Origin of the sequence: Pseudomonas sp. v388, from assembly GCF_003935425.1 — a bacterium.
Taxonomy (GTDB): domain Bacteria; phylum Pseudomonadota; class Gammaproteobacteria; order Pseudomonadales; family Pseudomonadaceae; genus Aquipseudomonas.
The window spans coordinates 362,035-377,767 of record NZ_RHQN01000005.1; the positions used below are offsets into that span (position 1 = coordinate 362,035).

Below are 15,733 nucleotides of genomic sequence, written 5' to 3' on the forward strand. Positions count from 1 at the left end.
TGTGATTGGAATCCATGAAACAACCCCGGACTCTCCCCAAGCGCCGCCTTTTGGGCATCGTGTGGCCTTTCATTGCCGTCGCACTGTTCCAGGCCTTGCTGGGATGTATCAGTTTGTACACGCTGTCGGTCGTGCGCAGTTACGTGGCCGGCGAAAGTCTGTGGTCGAAAGGGCAGAAGGATGCGCTGCATTACCTGAATCGCTATGCGAGCAGCCACGACCAGCTCGACTACCTGAAGTACCAGCAGGCCATTGCGGTTCCCCAGGCCGGACGTGCCCTGCGCGAAGCACTGGATCGACCCGAGCCGGCGCTGGATGAGGCGCGCCGGGCAATCCTCCAGGGCGGCAATCACCCGGACGATGTGTCCGGGATCATCTGGATGTATCGCAATTTCCGCGAATTCGGTTACATGCAGGACACCGTTCACTGGTGGTCGGTGGGCGACCATTATCTGGATCAGCTGGACCGCCTCGCCCAGGACATTCATACGCAGATCACCGACGGCAAACCCAGCCCGGCCCAGGTCGAGCGATGGCGCGGCCAGATCAATATCATCAACGAGGAAGTGACACCGGCGGCCCGTGCGTTCAGCGAAGCGTTGGGTGAAGGCTCCCGGTTGATCCTGCGCCTGTTGATCATCATCAATTTGCTGACGGTATTCGTGCTGATCCTGCTGGCCCTGCTGCGGGTGCATATGCTGCTGGCCCAGCGTCGCGCCTATGCCCATGCCTTGCAGGTGGAGCGCAAGCGCGCGCAGATTACCCTGGAATCGATCGGCGACGGGGTGATCACCACCGACGTGGAAGGCACCATCGTCTATATGAACCCGGCAGCCGAAGGGCTGACCCACTGGAAATCCGGGCAGGCCAGTGGTTTGCCACTGGCTGCTCTGTTCAATCTGCTCGACGAGGATGACCGGCGCGACAGTTCGGCCCTGATCGAGCACATTCTCAGCGGCAGGCTTCGCGGCGGCGCTGCCAGCAGCAAACTGATCCAGCGCCTGGACGGCAGCACGGTGTCGGTCAATCTGGTAGGCACGCCGATCCATTCCGACGGCGCGATCAGCGGGGCGGTCCTGGTGCTTCACGACATGACCCAGGAACGCCAGTACCTGGCCAATCTGTCCTGGCAGGCTGCCCATGATCCGCTGACCGGGCTGGTCAATCGCAGCGAGTTCGAGTTGCGCCTGGGCCAGGTGCTCAACAGCGCCGCCGCCGATGCCGGCCACCATTGCCTGATGTTTCTCGATATCGACCAGTTCAAGCTGGTCAACGACACCAGCGGGCATTCCGCCGGCGACGATCTGCTGCGCCACCTCTGCCAGGTTCTGCCCCACGGGCTGCGCGAAGGTGACACCCTGGCCCGGCTTGGGGGTGATGAGTTCGGTGTGCTATTGGTCGATTGCCCGGCCACTGAGGCGCACGAAGTGGCCGAGCAATTGCGGCAGCTGGTCCAGGACCTGCATTTCGTGTGGAAAGGCCGGCCGTTCGTGACTACCGTGAGTATTGGTCTGGTCCACCTCGGCGCGGCGCCACTCACATTGGAGGCATCGCTGAGGGCGGCGGACATGGCTTGCTACATGGCCAAGGAGAAGGGGCGCAACCGGATTCAGGTGTACCACCCCGACGACTCCGAGTTGTCCACGCGCTCGGGGGAAATGGCCTGGATCCAGCGCCTGCATGTGGCGCTGGATGAAAACCGCTTCTGTCTGTACGCACAGGAAATTGCAGCACTGAATCAGGACGAAGACGACGGAATGCGCCATATCGAGATTCTTCTGCGCTTGCGCGATGAGTCCGGACGAATGATTTCGCCCGACAGCTTTATCCCGGCAGCGGAACGCTATGGGCTGATGACGACGCTGGACCGCTGGGTGGTCAGGAACGTTTTCAAGCTCATCGGCCAATGCGCGATCGACGGTCACCCTGAACGGCCCCAGGCGCTTTGTGCCATTAACCTGTCCGGTTCCAGTATCGGCGACGATGCGTTTCTCGAATACCTGAAGCTGCAGTTCAGGACGTTCGACGTTGCCCCTTCCATGATCTGTTTCGAGATCACCGAAACCAGCGCCATCGCCGATCTGGGCAGCGCGATCCGCTTCATCAATGAACTCAAGGCGCTGGGGTGCTGGTTTTCGCTGGACGACTTCTGCTCGGGCATGTCCTCGTTCGCCTACCTCAAGCATCTGCCGGTCGACTATCTGAAAATCGATGGCAGTTTTGTCAAGGACATGCTCGATAACCCCGTCAATCGCGCCATGGTCCAGGTCATCCACAACATCGGGCATGTCATGGGCAAGCGCACCATCGCCGAGTTCGTGGAAACCGAGGAGATCGAGGCCGAGCTGCGGGACATGGGTGTGGATTACGCGCAGGGCTATCTGATCGGGCGTCCCCAGTTACTGACCTGCGAAACACTGCACACGGCGCCGGCCCGTAAATACGCACTCTTGGGCAGTGCGCCAGGGACGCTGATGTAAATACCGAAACCCGTTACAACTCACGCAAGGAGCCGCACAGTGATCGACACTTTCCAGAGGACCGGTCCGCTCATGGAGGCCAACAGTTACCCGGCCTGGGCACAACAATTGATCAAGGATTGCAGCGCCGCCAAGGCAAGGGTCGTCGAGCACGAACTCTATCGCACTATGCGGGATGGGTGCCTGAGTCCGCGAATCATGCGCCAGTACCTGATCGGCGGCTGGCCGGTCGTGGAGCAGTTTGCCGTGTACATGGCCAGGAACCTGACCAAGACGCGCTTTGGTCGCCATCCGGGGGAAGACATGGCCCGGCGCTGGCTGATGCGCAATATCCGCGTTGAACTCAACCACGCCGATTACTGGCTCAACTGGTGTGAAGCCCACGGAGTGACGCTTGAGGATCTGCAGGCCCAGCGCGTGGCGTCGGAGCTGCACGCCTTGAGCCACTGGTGCTGGCAGACCAGCTCCTGCGATTCGCTGGCAGTGGCGATGGCGGCGACCAACTACGCCATCGAGGGGGCGACAGGGGAGTGGGCAGCCGTGGTCTGTTCAACGGACGTGTATGCCCAGGGATTCCCGGAGCAGGGGCGCAAGCGGGCGATGAAGTGGTTGAAGATGCACGCCCAGTACGATGATGCCCATCCCTGGGAAGCGCTGGAAATCATTTGTACCTTGGTCGGCAATGATCCTGCTCCTGCGGTGCAGGCCGAACTGCGCCAGGCTGTCATCAAGAGCTATGACTACATGTACCTGTTCCTGGAGCGCTGCATGCAGCAGGAAAAGACCAGGCCGGTTCGTGAACGCGCCGTCGAGGCTCAGGCCGTTTCGTAACCCGCCTAGACGGCCATGGCCAGCCGGTTGCGGCCGTCACGTTTGGCCACGTACAGCGCGCTGTCCGCGCGCCGCACCAGGCTGTCGGCGTTCTCCGCCGGCAGCAGGGTCGAACAGCCCAGGCTGATGGATACCGTCAGCATCGGCGCCAAAAGGGGAAAGGATAACTCGGTGACCGCGGCACGCAGGCGCTCGCCGATCTGCATGGCCGCGTCGCCATCGGTATCGGCCAGCAGCACCACGAATTCCTCGCCGCCGTAACGAAACACCCGATCGATGTTGCGCAACTGACCCTTCACGGCCTGGGCAATGGCCTGGAGTACTTCGTCTCCGGTGTAATGGCCGTACTCGTCGTTGACGCGCTTGAAGTGGTCGGCATCGAGCATCAGTACCGACAGCGCTCGCTGGGTCCGGCGAGAGACTTCGATTTCCCGCGCCAGGCTCTGGTCCATCGCGATCCGGTTACCGGCACCGGTCAGCGGGTCGCGCAGTGCGCTTTGGGTCGCAATGCGATACAGCAAGGCGTTGCGCAGCGGGTACAGCAGGCAGGACAACAACGACTCAAGCATGTCCAGTTCCGGAGCATCGAACGGCAGTTCGCGTTCGAACCCCAGCTCGCCAATGCTCTCGCCCTCGTGGCGCAACTGAAAGCTGACGCTGTGCGAAGCGCCCTGGCCCAGGCGCAGCAGCAGGTCGCTGTCCAGGTGCTGGAACACCAGTCCTTTCAAGGGCAGCAGCCGTCGGACACCCTGAAAGAAAATATCCAGGATGCGGTCGGTTTCCAGGCTGGTCTGCAATTGCAGGCCAAGCTGTTGGGTCAGCTGTGGCAAATCCATAGGCGGCAGCACGACGTCGGGCCGATTCTGGAAACCGAGGCGTTGCAACTTCGCGGCGTCGAAATCTACAGCCTGGGTTTGGGTCGGACAACTCATCACTCACTCCTCTGCAGATCAGCGCTGTACTAGGCAGGGTTAGAGCGAGTGATGGCCATTCGGTTCATTTTCGGGGAAATGTGTTTTGCGGCCGGCATGAAGAGGGCCGCAAACAGGAGGCGAAACCCTACTGCGCGTTCAGCGCCTGGCCATTCACGCCTCTGCTGTCCGGCCCCATCAGGTACAGATACACCGGCATGATTTCTTCAGGCGTCGGGTTGTCCAGCGGGTTCTCGGCCGGATAGGCCTGGGCGCGCATGCTCGTGCGGGTGCCGCCGGGGTTGATGCTGTTGGAGCGCACTGGCGAAACTTCGTCCAGCTCGTCGGCAAGGGTCTGCATCAAGCCTTCGGTGGCGAACTTGGAGATGCCGTAAGCGCCCCAATACGCACGGCCCTTGCGCCCGACGCTGCTGGAGGTGAACACCACCGAGGCGTCGCTGGACAGCTTGAGCAGCGGCAGCAAGGTCTGGGTGAGCATGAACATCGCGTTGACGTTGACGTGCATGACCCGCATGAAATTCTCGCCGCTCAGTTGCTCCAGCGGTGTGCGCGGGCCGATGATCGAGGCGTTGTGCAGCAGGCCGTCGAGGCGACCGAATTCTTTCTCGATCATGGCCGCCAGTTCGTCGTACTGGTGGGGCAGGGCGGTTTCCAGGTCGAACGGAATGACCGCCGGCTGTGGATGGCCGGCCGCCTCGATCTGGTCATACACCTGCGCCAGATTGGCTTCGGTCTTGCCCAGCAACAGCACCGTGGCGCCGTGGGCCGTGTAGGTCCTGGCGGCCGCGGCACCGATGCCGCGACCGGCGCCGGTGACCAGGATGATCCGGCCGTCGAGCAGGCCGGGACGAGCGGAATAATCGAACATCGGGCACCTCTATTTCAGAAAACTCAGCAACTGCACAACGCGCTGTCCAGCACCTTGCGCAGATCCAGTGGGTGATCCACCACCACGTCCGCACCCCAGTGATCCGGGTTGTCGTTGGGGTGGATATAGCCGTAGCGCACCGCGGCAGTCCTGGTGCCTGCATCGCGGCCCGACTCGATATCGCGCAGGTCGTCGCCCACGAACAATACGCTGGCCGGGTCCAGATCCAGCTTGCTGCACGCCAGAATCAGCGGCTCCGGGTCCGGCTTGCTGCGGGTTACGTGGTCGGGGCAGATCAGCAACGCCGAACGCTCGGCCAGCCCCAGTTGCTGCATGATCGGCTCGGCGAAGCGTACCGGCTTGTTGGTGACCACGCCCCAGATCAGGCCTGCCTTCTCAATGTCCGCCAGCAGGGTTTCCATGCCGTCGAACAGCCGGCTGTGAACCGCGCAGCCTTGCTGGTAGCGGTCGAGAAACTCCAGGCGCAAGGCCTCGAATTCAGGCTCGTTGGGCGACATGGCGAAAGTCGCCGCGACCATGGCCTTGGCGCCGCCGGAGATTTCATCGCGGATCAGCTTGTCGTCGACCGCTGGAAAGCCGCGATCGGCCAGCATCGCCTGGGCAATGGCGATGAAGTCCGGCGCGGTGTCGAGCAGGGTGCCGTCCATGTCGAATAAAACCGCTCTCAAACGCATGGATCACGCCTCCCGCAGGGTCTGGATCATGTAGTTGACGTCGACGTCCGAGGACAGCTTGTAGTGCTTGGTCAGCGGGTTGTAGGTCAGGCCGATGATGTCCTTGACCTGCAGGCCGGCGTCGCGGCTCCAGGCGCCCAGCTCGGAAGGTCGGATGAATTTCTTGAAGTCGTGGGTGCCGCGCGGCAACAGGCCCAGGATGTACTCGGCGCCGACGATGGCGAACAGGTAGGCCTTGGGGTTGCGGTTGATGGTGGAGAAGAACACCTGGCCGCCGGGCTTGACCATGCGATAGCAGGCGCGGATCACCGAAGACGGATCGGGGACGTGCTCAAGCATTTCCAGGCAGGTCACCACGTCGAATTGTCCGGGCATTTCCTCGGCCATGTCTTCGGCGGTGATCTGCCGGTACTCGACGCTTACCCCCGATTCGAGCTGATGCAGCTGGGCCACGGCCAGCGGGGCTTCGCCCATGTCGATGCCGGTGACGGTCGCCCCACGCAGGGCCATCGCTTCGCTGAGAATGCCGCCGCCGCAACCGACGTCGAGCACTTTCTTGCCGGCCAGGTTGACGCGCTCGTCGATCCAGTTGACGCGCAGCGGGTTGATGTCGTGCAGAGGCTTGAATTCGCTTTCCCGGTCCCACCAACGGTGAGCCAAAGCCTCGAATTTGGCGATTTCTGCGCGGTCGACGTTGCTCATGGGGTGTCCCTCTTAACTCAAAATTCGATGTGGTCGGCCTGGCTATCGACATGCCAGGCCGTCAAGTATTCGGTTTATTGCGTGCTGCGGGCCTCGCCGGCGATCTTGCGCCCCCAGGCAATGGCGGTGTCGCACAAGGCCTGTTCATCCATGCGCGTCAGGCGGCGGTCGTCAAGCAGCTGTTTGCCGGCGACCCAGACATGGCTCACGCAGTCGCGGCCGGTTGCATAAATAAGCTGCGACACCGGATCGTAGATCGGTTGTTGAGCCAGTCCGGACAGGTCGAAGGCGACCATGTCGGCGGCCTTGCCGATTTCAAGCGATCCGGTACAAGCCTGGATTCCCAGGGCGCGAGCGCCGTTGAGGGTCGCCATGCGCAAGGCCCGGTGTGCATCCAGCGCCGAGGCCGACCCTGCGACCGCCTTGGCCAGCAGTGCGGCGGTACGGGTCTCGCCGAGCAGGTCCAGGTCGTTATTGCTGGCCGCGCCATCGGTGCCGACCGCGACATTCACGCCGGCCTGCCACAGCCGCTCGACCGGGCAGAAGCCGCTGGCCAGTTTCAGATTGGACTCGGGACAGTGGATCACGCTGGAGTTGCTCTCGACCAGCAAAGCCAGGTCTTCATCGCTGATTTGCGTCATGTGCACCGCCTGAAAGCGTGGGCCGAGCAGGCCAAGGCGGCCGAGGCGTGCCAGCGGCCGCTCCTTGAACACTTCCAGGGACTGCTCGACCTCCAGCGCCGTCTCGTGCACGTGCATCTGGATCATGGCGTCCAGTTCATCGGCGATCACCCGCACCCGTTCCAGATTCTCGTCGCTGACGGTATAGGGCGCATGAGGCCCGAGCGCCACGGTAATGCGCGGATGATGGGCCAGGTCGTTGAACAGTTCGACGCCGTTGTGCAGCGCCTCGTCAGTGTTGCGTGCGCCGGGAATCGCGAAATCCAGCACCGGCACGGTGATCTGCGCGCGCATGCCGCTGTTGTGGACGCGATCCGCCGCCACCTTGGGATAGAAGTACATGTCGGCGAAGCAGGTGATGCCGCCCTTGATCTGTTCGGCGATGGCCAGGTCCGTGCCGTCGCCCACGAAGTCCTCGCTGACCCACTGGCCTTCGGCGGGCCAGATGTGGTCCTGCAGCCAGGTCATCAGTGGCAGGTCGTCCGCCAGGCCGCGGAACAGGGTCATCGCGGCGTGCCCATGGGCATTGATCAGCCCCGGGCTGAGCAGCATGCCCGGCAGTTCGCGCACCTGGAGTGCCTGCTGTCGCAGCGCCTCGGCCCGCGGGCCGATGTACACGATCAGGCCGTCACGTATGCCCAGGCCGTGCTCCTTGAGCACGACGCCCGCAGGCTCGACCGGCACCAGCCAGGTGGGCAGGAGCAACAGGTCGAGCGGAGCGGCATTAGGCATGGAAGAGTATCCAGGGCTTGATTCAGTGATGGCGAAGTATACCCGAGCGTCCGGGCGGTAGGCTCGCTATAATCAGCCGCTTTTGAAGCCGGGCATTGGATTTTTGAGTATGGAGTGGGCGATGCGCGATCGACTGTTGGCTGCGGAAAAAGTAAAGGCCATCGATTGGCGGGATGACGCTCTTTATCTACTGGACCAACGGGTCCTGCCGTTCGAGGAAACCTGGCTGGCCTATACCAGTGCGGCGGCGGTGGCCGAGGCCATTCGCAGCATGGTGGTGCGCGGTGCGCCGGCCATCGGCATCAGCGCCGCATACGGTCTGGTACTGGCCGCCCGTGCACGCATCGCGGCCGGTGGCGACTGGCGTGCGGCACTCGAAGAGGACTTTGCCCTGCTCGCTGACTCGCGCCCCACGGCGGTGAACCTGTCCTGGGCGCTCAATCGCCTGCGAGAACGCCTGCAACGCCTCAAGCCTGGCGAAGACCCGCTGGCAGCGCTGGAAGCCGAAGCGGCGGCGATCCATCTCAGCGACCGGGAAGCCAACCTGACCATGGCGCAGCTGGGGGTCGACCTGATCCGCAGGCATCAGGGCAACCTGCAGGCGGTCCTGACCCACGGTAACGCCGGCGCCCTGGGCACCGGCGGCTTCGGCACGGCGCTTGGGGTGATCCGCGCCGCCCATATGGAAGGCATGATCGAGCGGGTCTACGCCGATGAAACCCGGCCGTGGCTGCAAGGCTCGCGCCTGACCGCCTGGGAACTGGCCTGCGAAGGCGTGCCGGTGACGGTCAACGCCGATTCCGCCGCTGCCCACCTGATGCGCACCAAAGGCATCACCTGGATCATCGTCGGTGCCGACCGCATCACCGCCAATGGCGATGTGGCCAACAAGATCGGCACCTATCAGCTGGCCGTGGCTGCCATGCATCACGGCGTGCGCTTCATGGTCGTGGCGCCGAGTTCGAGCATCGATATGGAAACCGCCAGCGGCGAGGACATCGTTATCGAAGCGCGCGACGGGGGCGAACTGCTTGACGTGGGTGGCCAGCGGGTCGGAGCCCAGGTCGATGCGTTCAATCCGGTGTTCGATGTCACGCCGGCCGACCTGATCGACCTGATCGTGACCGAAAAGGGCGTCGTCGAGCGTCCCGACACCGCCAAGATGGCGCAACTGATGAGTCGCAAACATCTTCATTGAATCACCCTGCGAGCATCCGGGTCTCGCGAGGTCGTGCAGCTGCGCGGCCCTGTGAGGCCCTCTCAGGCGACTTGTGCGCACATGGCTCATTTTCAGCGCTCGCAAAGGATGTGAGCGTGTCGGCGATTGTGGTAACATCCGGCGGTTTCCAGGGACGCTATTTGTAGCCGCCCTTACTGCGCAGATCCATGTCATAACTCGTTGATTTGTCGTAAGTCCTTGCCCGGCAGATGCCGGCATCGACGAGCCTCGCCCATCCCGAATGGATGCACGAGGTTTCACCAGAAAAAGGAATCAGGCTTCTCATGGGCGAACTGGCCAAAGAAATCCTCCCGGTCAATATCGAAGACGAGCTGAAACAGTCCTATCTCGACTACGCGATGAGCGTGATCGTCGGGCGGGCGTTGCCGGATGCGCGCGATGGCTTGAAGCCCGTGCACCGGCGCGTGTTGTATGCGATGAGCGAACTGGGCAACGACTGGAACAAGCCGTACAAGAAATCCGCCCGTGTGGTTGGTGACGTGATCGGTAAGTATCACCCCCACGGCGACACCGCGGTGTACGACACCATCGTTCGTATGGCCCAGCCTTTCTCGCTGCGTTACCTGCTGGTCGACGGCCAGGGCAACTTCGGTTCGGTGGACGGCGACAACGCCGCGGCCATGCGATACACCGAAGTGCGCATGACCAAGCTGGCCCACGAGCTGCTGGCCGACCTGCACAAGGAAACCGTGGACTGGGTGCCGAACTACGACGGCACCGAAATGATCCCTGCGGTCATGCCAACCCGTATTCCCAACCTGCTGGTCAACGGTTCCAGCGGTATCGCCGTGGGCATGGCGACCAACATTCCGCCGCACAACCTGGGTGAAGTCATCGACGGCTGTCTGGCGCTGATCGACAACCCCGAGTTGACGGTCGACGAGTTGATGCAATACATCCCCGGCCCGGATTTCCCGACGGCCGCGATCATCAACGGTCGCGCCGGCATCATCGAAGCCTACCGGACCGGTCGCGGCCGCATCTACATGCGTGCCCGCTCCATCGTCGAAGACATCGACAAGGTCGGTGGCCGCCAGCAGATCGTGATCACCGAGCTGCCTTACCAGCTGAACAAGGCGCGCTTGATCGAGAAGATCGCCGAGCTGGTGAAAGAGAAGAAGCTCGAAGGCATCACCGAACTGCGCGACGAGTCCGACAAGGACGGCATGCGTGTCGTGATCGAGCTGCGTCGCGGCGAAGTGCCTGAGGTCATCCTCAACAACCTCTACGCCCAGACCCAGCTGCAAAGCGTGTTCGGCATCAACATCGTTGCGCTGATCGACGGCCGTCCGCGGATCCTGAACCTCAAGGACCTGCTGGAAGCCTTCGTTCGCCACCGCCGCGAAGTCGTTACCCGACGTACCGTCTTCGAGCTGCGCAAGGCGCGTGAACGTGGCCACATCCTTGAAGGGCAGGCGGTTGCACTGTCCAACATCGACCCGGTCATCGCGCTGATCAAGGCTTCGCCGACACCTGCCGAAGCGAAGGAAGGCCTGATCAGCACGCCGTGGGAATCCAGCGCCGTGGTCGAGATGGTCGAGCGCGCCGGTGCCGACTCCTGCCGTCCGGAGAACCTCGATCCGCAGTACGGTCTGCGCGACGGCAAGTATTACCTGTCGCCGGAACAGGCCCAGGCCATTCTCGAACTGCGCCTGCACCGCTTGACCGGTCTTGAGCACGAGAAGCTGCTGGGCGAATACCAGGAAATCCTCACCCAGATCGGCGAGCTGATCCGCATCCTCAACAGCGCTACGCGTCTGATGGAAGTGATCCGCGAAGAACTGGAGCTGATCCGTTCCGAATACGGCGATGCACGCCGCACCGAGATCCTCGATGCGCGTCTGGACCTGACCCTCGGCGACCTGATTACCGAAGAAGAGCGTGTCGTGACCATTTCCCACGGCGGCTATGCCAAGACCCAGCCTCTGGCGGTCTATCAGGCACAGCGCCGCGGCGGTAAAGGCAAGTCGGCCACCGGCATCAAGGATGAGGACTACATCGCTCACCTGCTGGTCGCCAACAGCCACACCACGCTGCTGATGTTCTCCAGCAAGGGCAAGGTGTACTGGCTCAAGACCTACGAGATTCCGGAAGCGTCCCGCGCTGCCCGTGGTCGTCCGCTGGTCAACCTGCTGCCGTTGAGCGAAGGCGAATACATCACCACCATGTTGCCGGTCGACCTCGAGGCCATGAAGCGTCAGGCCGAGGAAGAAGATGTCGATGCCATCGAAGGCGAAATCGATGACGTCAACGGCGACGAGAGTGAAGAAGACCGCAAGGCCCGTATCAAGGCTGCCGACAAGAAGAAGGCGCCGTTCATCTTCATGTCCACCGCCAACGGTACGGTCAAGAAAACGCCGCTGGTGGCGTTCAGCCGTCAGCGCAGCGTTGGTCTGATCGCGCTCGAACTGGACGAAGGCGACATCCTGATTTCTGCGGCTATTACCGATGGCGAGCAGGAAATCATGCTGTTCTCCGACGGCGGCAAGGTCACCCGCTTCAAGGAATCCGACGTTCGCGCCATGGGCCGCACCGCCCGCGGTGTTCGCGGCATGCGTCTGCCGGAAGGTCAGAAACTGATCTCCATGCTGATTCCGGAAGAGGGCAGCCAGATCCTCACCGCTTCCGAGCGTGGCTATGGCAAGCGTACCGCGATCTCCGAGTTCCCAGAGTACAAGCGGGGCGGTCAGGGCGTGATCGCCATGGTCAGCAACGAGCGTAACGGCCGTCTGGTCGGTGCGGTTCAGGTGCTCGATGGCGAGGAAATCATGCTGATCTCTGACCAGGGCACACTGGTTCGTACCCGTGTCGGCGAAGTGTCGAGCCTGGGCCGTAACACCCAGGGCGTTACACTGATCAAGCTGGCTTCCGACGAGAAGCTGGTGGGCCTGGAACGTGTTCAGGAGCCCTCCGAAGTCGAAGGCGAAGAGCTGGAAGGCGACGCGGTCGTGGGCGAAGAAGCGCTCGATGACGCCGTTTCCGCCGATGACGCCGGCAGCGACGAGCTGCAGGCTGATGCGCCGAACGAAGACGAATCGCAGGACTGAGCGATCTTGTAAACCCGGTGAGGGCTGGCTCGTCTGACAGTGCATAACGGCACTTCAGGCGCTTCAGCCCTTGCGACATTCGGCCTGATCCACTGCCGAATCCCGATTGACGAGGACGATCAAGGCTGCGTCCCACGCACGCCTTATAGCTATCGGCCTCAATTGAGCAGCGCGTACAGACCCAACGCATTTGAAGAGAGTGGATATGAGCAAGCGAGCCTTTAACTTCTGCGCAGGTCCTGCTGCGCTTCCTGAAGCTGTTCTGTTGCGTGCCCAGGCGGAGCTGCTGGACTGGCATGGCAAAGGCCTGTCGGTCATGGAAATGAGCCATCGCAGTGATGAGTTCGTGTCGATTGCCACCAAGGCCGAGCAGGATTTTCGCGACCTGCTGTCCATTCCCTCGAACTATAAAGTGCTGTTCCTGCAAGGCGGCGCCAGCCAGCAGTTTGCGCAGATCCCCTTGAACCTGCTGCCCGAGACCGGCAAGGCCGATTACATCGACACCGGCATCTGGTCGCAGAAGGCAATCGAAGAAGCTTCCCGCTACGGCACGGTCAATGTGGCGGCCAGCGCCAAGCCTTACGATTACTTTGCGATTCCCGGCCAGAACGAGTGGAAGCTGAGCCCGGACGCGGCCTACGTTCACTACGCGCCGAACGAGACCATCGGCGGCCTGGAGTTCAACTGGATTCCGGAAACCGGCGACGTGCCATTGGTAGCAGATATGTCTTCCGACATCCTGTCGCGTCCGGTGGACATCTCGCGCTTCGGCATGATCTACGCCGGCGCGCAGAAGAACATCGGCCCCAGCGGCGTGGTAGTGGTCATCATCCGTGAAGATCTGCTGGGTCGTGCCCGTTCGCTGTGCCCGACCATGCTCAACTACAAGGTCGCGGCCGACAACGGCTCGATGTACAACACCCCGCCGACCCTGGCCTGGTACCTGTCCGGCCTGGTCTTCGAATGGCTCAAGGAGCAGGGCGGCGTCGAGGCGGTCGGCAAGCGCAACGAGGTCAAGCAGCGCACCCTGTATGACTACATCGACGCCAGCGGCCTGTACAGCAACCCGATCAACAAGTCTGACCGTTCATGGATGAACGTGCCGTTCCGTCTGGCCGATGATCGTCTGGACAAGCCGTTCCTGGCCGGTGCCGAGGCCAATGGCTTGCTCAACCTCAAGGGTCACCGTTCGGTCGGTGGCATGCGCGCTTCCATCTACAATGCCGTTGATCTGGGCGCCGTCAATGCGCTGGTCACCTACATGAAAGACTTCGAGAAGGAGCACGGTTGATGTCCGAGCAGGAACTCAAGGCGCTACGCGTCCGTATCGACAGCCTGGACGAAAAGGTCCTGGAACTGATCAGTGAGCGCGCCCGCTGCGCCCAGGAAGTGGCGCGAGTGAAGATGGCGTCCCTGGCGGAAGGCGAAGTGCCTGTGTTCTATCGCCCGGAGCGTGAAGCCCAGGTTCTCAAGCGAGTGATGGAGCGCAATCGCGGTCCGTTGAGCAATGAGGAAATGGCCCGGCTGTTCCGGGAAATCATGTCCTCGTGCCTGGCGCTCGAACAGCCGCTGAAAGTGGCCTATCTCGGCCCTGAAGGTACCTTCACCCAGGCGGCGGCCATGAAGCATTTCGGCCACGCGGTGATCAGCCTGCCGATGGCCGCCATCGACGAAGTGTTCCGCGAAGTGGTTGCCGGTGCAGTGAACTTCGGCGTGGTGCCGGTGGAAAACTCCACCGAAGGCGCTGTGAACCACACGCTGGACAGTTTTCTCGAACATGACATGGTGATCTGCGGCGAAGTCGAGCTGCGCATTCACCACCACCTGCTGGTCGGTGAAAACACCAAGACTGAAAGCATCAGCCGTATCTACTCCCATGCTCAGTCGCTGGCGCAGTGCCGCAAGTGGCTGGACGCCCATTACCCGAATGTCGAGCGCGTGGCGGTTGCCAGCAACGCCGAGGCGGCCAAGCGGGTCAAGGGCGAGTGGAATTCCGCAGCCATCGCCGGTGACATGGCGGCAGGCCTGTATGGCCTGACGCGCCTGGCGGAAAAGATCGAGGACCGTCCGGACAACTCCACGCGGTTCCTGATCATCGGCAACCAGGAAGTGCCGCCGACCGGCGATGACAAGACCTCGATCATCGTCTCGATGAGCAACAAACCGGGTGCGTTGCACGAATTGCTGGTGCCGTTCCACGAAAACGGCCTGGACCTCACCCGTATCGAGACGCGTCCTTCGCGCAGCGGCAAGTGGACTTACGTTTTCTTCATCGATTTTGTGGGGCATCACCAGGACCCGCTGGTCAAGGCGGTACTGGAGAAAATCAGCCACGAAGCGGTCGCGCTCAAGGTGCTGGGTTCCTACCCCAAAGCGGTTCTTTGAAGGGACGAAACATGAGCAACGATTTCCTCGCCCTGGCCGTGCCGGGCGTGCAGAAACTCTCGCCTTACGTTCCGGGCAAACCCGTGGACGAGCTGGCGCGGGAGTTCGATCTGGACCCGGCAAGCATCATCAAGCTGGCCAGCAACGAAAACCCGCTTGGCGCCAGCCCCAAGGCGCTGGCCGCCATCCGCGGCGAGCTGGCCGAGCTGACGCGCTATCCCGACGGCAATGGCTTTGCGCTCAAGCAGCGTCTGGCCCAGCGGTGTGGTGTACAGATCGAACAGGTAACGCTGGGCAATGGCTCCAACGATATCCTCGAACTGGTGGCGCGGGCCTGGCTGGCGCCGGGTTTGAACGCGGTGTTCAGCGAGTTCGCCTTCGCCATTTATCCGATCGTCACCCAGGCTGTCGGTGCCGAGGCACGGGTCACGCCCGCGCATGAGTGGGGCCACGATTTGCCCGCGATGCTGGCCGCGATCGACAGCCAGACCCGCGTAGTCTTCATCGCCAACCCGAATAATCCGACCGGCACCTGGTTCGGTCCGCAGGCGCTGGCAGCGTTTCTCGCCGCCGTGCCCCCGCACGTGCTGGTCGTGCTGGACGAAGCCTACATCGAGTACGCCGAAGGCGAGCAACTGCCTGATGGCCTGGATTACCTGGCGGCGTATCCGAACCTGCTGGTGTCGCGCACCTTTTCCAAGGCTTATGGCCTGGCGTCGCTGCGCGTGGGCTATGGCCTGTCTTCGCCTGCGGTGGCTGACGTGCTCAATCGCGTTCGTCAGCCGTTCAACGTCAACAGCCTTGCGCTGGCGGCTGCATGCGCCGCGCTGGACGACGTGGAATACGTTGAGCAGAGTCGCCGACTGAATGAAGCCGGGATGCGTCAGTTGGAGGACGGACTGCGCGCCCTGGGCCTGGGCTGGATTCCGTCGCGGGCCAATTTCATCGCTGTCGATCTGAATCGTCCGGCGGCGCCGGTCTATGAAGGCCTGCTGCGCGAGGGCGTGATCGTGCGTCCGGTCGGCGGCTACGGCATGCCCGATCACTTGCGGGTCAGCATCGGTCTGGCCCACGAGAATGAGCGTTTTCTGGACGCACTGAGCCGGGTGCTCGCCCGTGGCTGATGTCACGGCAATGCAAT

Annotated in this window: 12 protein-coding genes; 7 read left to right on the forward strand and 5 right to left on the reverse strand. The window is 62.4% G+C overall.

Going from position 1 to position 15,733, the window contains the following annotated elements:
* Window positions 1-14: 14 nt before the first annotated feature.
* The gene (locus tag EGJ27_RS14540; RefSeq protein WP_125831445.1) at window positions 15-2,480 is read left to right on the forward strand and encodes an EAL domain-containing protein; all 2,466 of its coding nucleotides are present in this window, start codon (window positions 15-17) and stop codon (window positions 2,478-2,480) included.
* A gap of 39 nt (window positions 2,481-2,519) precedes the next feature.
* Complete coding sequence (locus tag EGJ27_RS14545; RefSeq protein WP_125831446.1) at window positions 2,520-3,311, forward strand: TenA family transcriptional regulator; 792 nt, start codon at window positions 2,520-2,522, stop codon at window positions 3,309-3,311.
* Window positions 3,312-3,316: 5 nt separating this feature from the next.
* On the opposite strand, the gene EGJ27_RS14550 is transcribed toward EGJ27_RS14545, so the two are convergent.
* From EGJ27_RS14550 to EGJ27_RS14570, 5 genes are all read right to left on the reverse strand, one after another.
* Complete coding sequence (locus EGJ27_RS14550) at window positions 3,317-4,243, reverse strand: GGDEF domain-containing protein (RefSeq protein WP_125831447.1); 927 nt, start codon at window positions 4,241-4,243, stop codon at window positions 3,317-3,319.
* Window positions 4,244-4,370: 127 nt separating this feature from the next.
* Window positions 4,371-5,111 (reverse strand): YciK family oxidoreductase, encoded by a 741-nt coding sequence (locus EGJ27_RS14555; protein WP_125831448.1) that lies wholly within the window; start codon window positions 5,109-5,111, stop codon window positions 4,371-4,373.
* 23 nt (window positions 5,112-5,134) lie between these two features.
* Window positions 5,135-5,806, reverse strand: a complete 672-nt coding sequence (mupP, locus tag EGJ27_RS14560) for an N-acetylmuramic acid 6-phosphate phosphatase MupP (protein WP_125831449.1) — start codon at window positions 5,804-5,806, stop codon at window positions 5,135-5,137.
* 3 nt (window positions 5,807-5,809) lie between these two features.
* Window positions 5,810-6,508, reverse strand: coding sequence for a bifunctional 2-polyprenyl-6-hydroxyphenol methylase/3-demethylubiquinol 3-O-methyltransferase UbiG (ubiG, locus tag EGJ27_RS14565; protein WP_125831450.1), 699 nt, complete (start codon window positions 6,506-6,508; stop codon window positions 5,810-5,812).
* 74 nt (window positions 6,509-6,582) lie between these two features.
* Window positions 6,583-7,920, reverse strand: coding sequence for a TRZ/ATZ family hydrolase (locus EGJ27_RS14570; protein WP_125831451.1), 1,338 nt, complete (start codon window positions 7,918-7,920; stop codon window positions 6,583-6,585).
* Between the two features lie 121 nt (window positions 7,921-8,041).
* On the opposite strand from EGJ27_RS14570, the gene mtnA reads away from it, so the two are divergent.
* From mtnA to hisC, 5 genes are all read left to right on the forward strand, one after another.
* Complete coding sequence (gene mtnA / locus EGJ27_RS14575) at window positions 8,042-9,118, forward strand: S-methyl-5-thioribose-1-phosphate isomerase (protein ID WP_125831452.1); 1,077 nt, start codon at window positions 8,042-8,044, stop codon at window positions 9,116-9,118.
* A 305-nt stretch (window positions 9,119-9,423) separates the two neighbouring features.
* Entirely contained in the window at window positions 9,424-12,207 is a 2,784-nt protein-coding gene (gene gyrA, locus EGJ27_RS14580) for a DNA gyrase subunit A (RefSeq protein ID WP_125831453.1), read from the forward strand.
* A gap of 205 nt (window positions 12,208-12,412) precedes the next feature.
* Entirely contained in the window at window positions 12,413-13,498 is a 1,086-nt protein-coding gene (gene serC, locus EGJ27_RS14585) for a 3-phosphoserine/phosphohydroxythreonine transaminase (RefSeq protein ID WP_125831454.1), read from the forward strand.
* Entirely contained in the window at window positions 13,498-14,592 is a 1,095-nt protein-coding gene (gene pheA / locus EGJ27_RS14590; RefSeq protein ID WP_125831455.1) for a prephenate dehydratase, read from the forward strand. The genes serC and pheA overlap by 1 nt, the downstream gene beginning before the upstream one ends.
* 11 nt (window positions 14,593-14,603) lie before the next feature.
* Entirely contained in the window at window positions 14,604-15,716 is a 1,113-nt protein-coding gene (hisC, locus tag EGJ27_RS14595) for a histidinol-phosphate transaminase (RefSeq protein WP_125831456.1), read from the forward strand.
* Window positions 15,717-15,733: the final 17 nt, after the last annotated feature.